This window comes from Kineosporia sp. NBRC 101677 (assembly GCF_030269265.1).
Classification (GTDB): Bacteria; Actinomycetota; Actinomycetes; order Actinomycetales; family Kineosporiaceae; genus Kineosporia; species Kineosporia rhizophila.
The window spans coordinates 1-4,713 of record NZ_BSTA01000031.1 but is presented as its reverse complement, the minus strand read 5'-3'; the positions used below and the strand labels follow the sequence as shown (position 1 = coordinate 4,713).

Here is a 4,713-nt window from a genome sequence, read left to right as displayed (position 1 = left end):
AGACCGGCACGCATACCACTTCACTCGGCCAGTTCCCGCAGCAGGACCGTGCCAGCATGACTGACCACGCCCCGGCCGTCAGTAGTGACCACTAGCCGGAGCCCTGACCCGTTGCGTTTCACCTTGAGGGTGCCTGCCGGTCGTGCTTCTGATCCTTAGACAAGATCAGAAGCGCATTACCGGACAGGCACACTTGCCAGTTTGGGGAGGTTTACCCAACAGATCGTGAAACACCCGGTCCAGCAAGACCTACGGTTCTGCTAACGCCTGTCTCCGCCATGCGGGGGAACCTCGCCCAACCTGTGTCTCTGGCTCCTTAGGCAAGATCAGAATATCACTGTTGGACGGGCACTCTCATCACTTGCGGAGATCGCGCCGTCAGGCTTCGTGCAAGACCAGGGCCAAAAGGGGTTCGAGCCGAGCTGTTTTGCGATGCTGTCAGCCATAGGACCGTTAGCACCAGTCACGACGCAGTACCCCGTCACTGTCGCGCTGGTCGAGGAGTTCCTGCCACAACAGTTTGCCCACATCCAGCATGGTCGCCGCTCCGTCGACGGATCCCGGCGTGAGCCGGAAATCCTTGGGGAGTCGTTCTCTATTGAGTACGTGGGTTCGAGGGCCAAGAGGAGGTGCTCGGAATCGGTCATGGTCACTGCGTCGGCGAGGAAGACGTGATCTCTTTCCTGCGCCACCGCCCGCACCTGCTCGGCGGTGGCGGCTGCGAACCGGCGATCGTTGACGACGACCAGTGTTGGACTGTCCACTTGTTGCAGCACGAGCATGAAGTCCCTACCGGCAGTGTCGTTGGGGACCTGCGCTCGCTCAAAAGGTGGTGGGAACATTGCACCACCGGTCAGAGCCTGTTGAAACACGACGTGCCAGACCTGCTCGTCAAAGAAGTCCGTACGTACGACGATTCCATACTTGGCTTCAGGTAACCACAATGGCTGTCCCGGCTCAGCTCTGCCAGTGCCCTTCAAAATCTCCTCCATGCTCACCTGCGTGGGGTCCGCGGCAGGGACGGGCTCCTGTCCGCTTGGTTCCCACTGCAGGGGGCTGCCATCGAGTCGGTCCTTCCAATCGAGCATGTCTCGACTGAAGGCACCGCAGGCCTCCGACCATGAGGCGATGACTCGCACCGGACGATCCTGGCCGTTTCTTATACCCCGCTCCACGTCTTCACCCTCCCGAAGTGTCACTGAGCCGTTGTCATCCTGCCTGGGGGTGCCGTCCGCGGTGCTGGAACGTGAATAATGAGGCACTCATAAACGATGAAAAGCACTTAGCCGCGGGGGTTGCGCCTGTCAGAGATTGCTCGAACCGGGCCGGGCAATCCTACTGCGGGTGACGGCGTTCATGATTAAATCGTTGGATTCATTTTGTCAACCCGACGTCAGTCTCGATGGCGAAGGTGCCTAAAAGAGTATCACTTGTGCTCGAACGTGCGTGAGAACGACGTCGCCGGGCGTTGCCCCGGCAGATCCCGGTATTGCCCATCGATCTCTTAAATTCGTGTCGTTCATGCGCTTGCGCGGATAGGGCACCAGTGAACTTCGGGGCTCCGGCGTGAGGCCTAATTGTCTGGTTTGATCACTGGATGAGACTGTGGAGGTAGAGGGCGGCGATGGGGCGAGTGGGGCCGCGTCGGCCTACGGGGAAGTAGAAAAAGTCGACTCTCGAATGAAGGCGTACTTGGTCGTGGCGGTTTTGAAAGATGCTGTCTCTCTTCGAGCACTGAGCGGAACCAGTGTTAATCGGACCGAGGAAGTCAGTTCCGCTCCAGGAAGTGCCTCCGGTCTCTTGGTAGGCCGGCTTGTGCGTTTCGATGGGCCGCGTCGGTGCCTGCGGCGACAACGCCGCCATAGAGTCGTTCATTGTTCTGCTGCGAAAGAATGTCCTGGACCGCCGACGCTGAAACACCCGGCAGAAACTACGCCTGACGATGGTCACCTGGGTCGAGAAGACCTATCACCGCCGCCGCAGACAAGCAGCATTCGGTCGACTGACCCCCCTATGGAGTACGAGGCCGTCATCCGGCGTACACTCGTCTCGAACACCTCAACCCGTGAGTTAACCGGCTTGAAGGAAGTCCCACTCCTAGAAAATTGACCTGCAGTCCTGACGCGACCAACCTCAAGCACTGTAGCAGGCGACCGTCTGACCCGTCATCCTTACTGAACAGCGGTCAGATTCCGTGAACCTGTCTATTCATTCGCCCGTGTTTGTCTGAGACCAGATGTGCGCGCTGGAGTCGGACCAAGGAGAGCGCTGTGAGTTCTGTTGACAAGCGGCATGACACTGAAGCGAACGGGGAGGACGAGCAGGCACCAGTGGTGCACGTCACGCCAAGGGCCTTCGCGAAGGTTCAGTCCTTGCTGCAGCGTGAAGGGCGTCCGGACTTGCGTCTTCGAATTGCTGTGCAGCCCGGGGGGTGTGTTGGACTGCAGTATGAGCTGTATTTCGATGAACGGCTACTGGACGGGGATCAGATTCAGCATTTCCCACAGCAGTCGGGTGAGATGAGCGAAAGCCTCCTCGACGCCCAACAGGCCGCGGGGTGCCTTCCAAGTGACGATGCCCGGTCTTCGCTCAACGGGTTCGCTCTCGTACTGGATCGAGTGACTGTGCCGGAGGTACGCGGCTCAACCCTCGATTTTGTTGACACTCTTCAGAAGACAGGGTTCGTCATCGACAACCCGCGTGCCAAGCAGAGTTGTGCGTGCGGTGACTCCTTCTGCTGAAAGACCCCGATCTGATCCTGGCGTTGCAGGAGCCGGGAGGACGCCCTTTTCCGAGGGAGGCGGATTTGAATTCCAGGGCTGCTGGCCTGAGCGGATCCTTCGGGGGCTGAGGTTGAATCATCCGGTATGTGCTGGTAGTGGGCAGGGTTCTTTATTACGTTGCCGCGGAGGACGACTCGTGCCTGAAGTTCTGGACGTGAGGCCAGTATTGGGCGCAGGAGGATAAAAGTCCCGGTCCAGCCCTCCGCCAGACCCAGGTAGGCACATCCGACGGTGCAGGGTCAAACAGACCTGGGTCTCCAGGAACGCGATCTCGCAGCGCGGGTATTGTTTGCGACCACCAGACGTTCACGGAATCGCGCACGTCGGTCACGCCGATCGCGGCACCTCCATGACTTCCAAGGACGTCGCCGCGTTCCTAGAGCTTGCGGCCCGAACTGTAGCTCGGGCCTGAGGGGATCAGTCCTGCGGTCCGGAATCGCCGGTGTGCCGGAGCACAGTTGCCATCAGTGCCCTCACATCGCGCAGGGGCCTCAATGGGGCGATCTGGGGATGTTCCGACCCAACTGAACTTGCGGGGGGGGAATCGCACGTGTGCGTCTTGAACGCAATGCTCCGGGTCCTTGGGCCAGCACCCGGCCGTGGCCGGTTCAACGCAGAAAGATAACCATTGCAATGATCTGGTTATGCAGACAACTCTGCGGTATACGGTGTCTGCCCTGACTACGCGCAACATGGCAGCGGCAATTGATCTCGTGGTTCAGTAACAATACACGCCGAGATCGCGTCCTCACTCGTCATAGATGTGCAAGCCGGCGGGAAATTCAAGTGGTGGGACGTTTACCGGCGGCGCCTTGGCCAATCTGACCTATGGCATAGACATGTGGAAATGGAAGCGAAAGGTACTCATTCCCATGGACGATCTTGATGCTATCCCTGTGACATGGTGGCTGATCGAGGGTACGGCCCAAGCACTGATCGAGTCCAGTTCCCTTGGCCTTGCCCGGGCAACGTTCGAGTTCCGCGTGATCCGTGACGTCCTTTCCCTGACGATGGCGTTCGATCCTTTGGCAAGGATTGAATGGCCACCACAGGCTTTCGCCAATCGATCACGGAATCGCCTTGCTCATCGGCTAGAAGCAGCAAATGCGGATTGGGCATGGTGGGTGGCAGAAGCGTTTCGTGACGAGCAGGTCGATCCTGTATTGGAGCCTGCGGATCTGCTACATGCGCAGCGCGCCTGGCAGTGGTTGCTCGGTGGGCGACTGTTGCTGCGCTCGGACGGTTTCGCATGGACACCGTTGTCCCGCAGCGGCAATACATGGAAGGCTTTGGATATGGGAGTACGTTCAGCTCGGCACGCAGTGGCTGCCCTGAATTCCTAACGTGAGAATGTGTCTCTTCTGGAGGCAGCGACGTTGTGGCATGAGCTGGCACCGTGGATCATCTGTCTCGGCGTCTGGTCTTGGATGAGTTGCGGCGATCGTGAAGCCGTTGATCCCGCCGGCGCCGACGCGTCCGCAGGGGTGGCGGCCGGGCCCGGGTGGGCGACCGGCCTTGTTCACGGCGATCGTGTTCGTACTGACCAGCGGTGTTGTCTGGCGCTACCTTCCGTCGTAGTTTGGAGTGAAATACCAGACCGCGCACCGTCGGTTCAGCGAGTGGACCGTGGCCGGGCTGTGGCCACGCATTCAGCGAGCCGTGCCGGACGAGCTTGGAGCGGCCGGCGAGATCGACTGGTTCCGCGCCGTGGTGAACGTCGCGAGCGTGAGGGTCAAAGAAGGGGATCCTTGACCGGGTCCAGCCCCGTGGACCGGGGCAAGCCCGGATCAAGGATCCATGCCTTGTCCCACCGTAACGGCCTGCCCCTGGCCGTGGCCGTCAGTGCCGCGAACACCAACAACAACGATCCCTTGAACCCAAGCCCTCTAGTTGTTGCCTGTCATGACGTTGCTGGCAGCGGGGCCGTGCG

Annotated in this window: 3 protein-coding genes and 2 pseudogenes; 4 read left to right on the top strand and 1 reads right to left on the bottom strand. The window is 59.9% G+C overall.

The features are described from left to right. Positions 1-326 precede the first annotated feature (326 nt). Entirely contained in the window at positions 327-992 is a 666-nt protein-coding gene (locus QSK18_RS35575; RefSeq protein WP_285628960.1) for a DUF6924 domain-containing protein, read from the bottom strand. Positions 993-1,668: 676 nt separating this feature from the next. Here QSK18_RS35575 and QSK18_RS35570 point away from each other — a divergent pair. The 4 genes and pseudogenes from QSK18_RS35570 to QSK18_RS36215 form a co-directional block, all read left to right on the top strand. After that, positions 1,669-2,109 (top strand): annotated as a pseudogene (locus tag QSK18_RS35570) (integrase core domain-containing protein); the annotation flags it as partial. 161 nt (positions 2,110-2,270) lie between these two features. Further along, the gene (locus QSK18_RS35565; RefSeq protein WP_285628957.1) at positions 2,271-2,741 is read left to right on the top strand and encodes a HesB/IscA family protein; all 471 of its coding nucleotides are present in this window, start codon (positions 2,271-2,273) and stop codon (positions 2,739-2,741) included. Between the two features lie 854 nt (positions 2,742-3,595). Then, positions 3,596-4,126: a hypothetical protein gene (locus QSK18_RS35560; RefSeq protein ID WP_285628954.1), complete on the top strand. Its 531-nt coding sequence runs from the start codon at positions 3,596-3,598 to the stop codon at positions 4,124-4,126. A 53-nt stretch (positions 4,127-4,179) separates the two neighbouring features. Next, positions 4,180-4,713, top strand: a pseudogene (locus QSK18_RS36215) (transposase); the annotation flags it as partial.

What these genes read in the sequence shown, in the direction of transcription:
- QSK18_RS35575 (WP_285628960.1), bottom strand. Translation starts at nt 992, where the DNA reads ATGGAGGAGATTTTGAAGGGCACTGGCAGAGCTGAGCCGGGACAGCCA.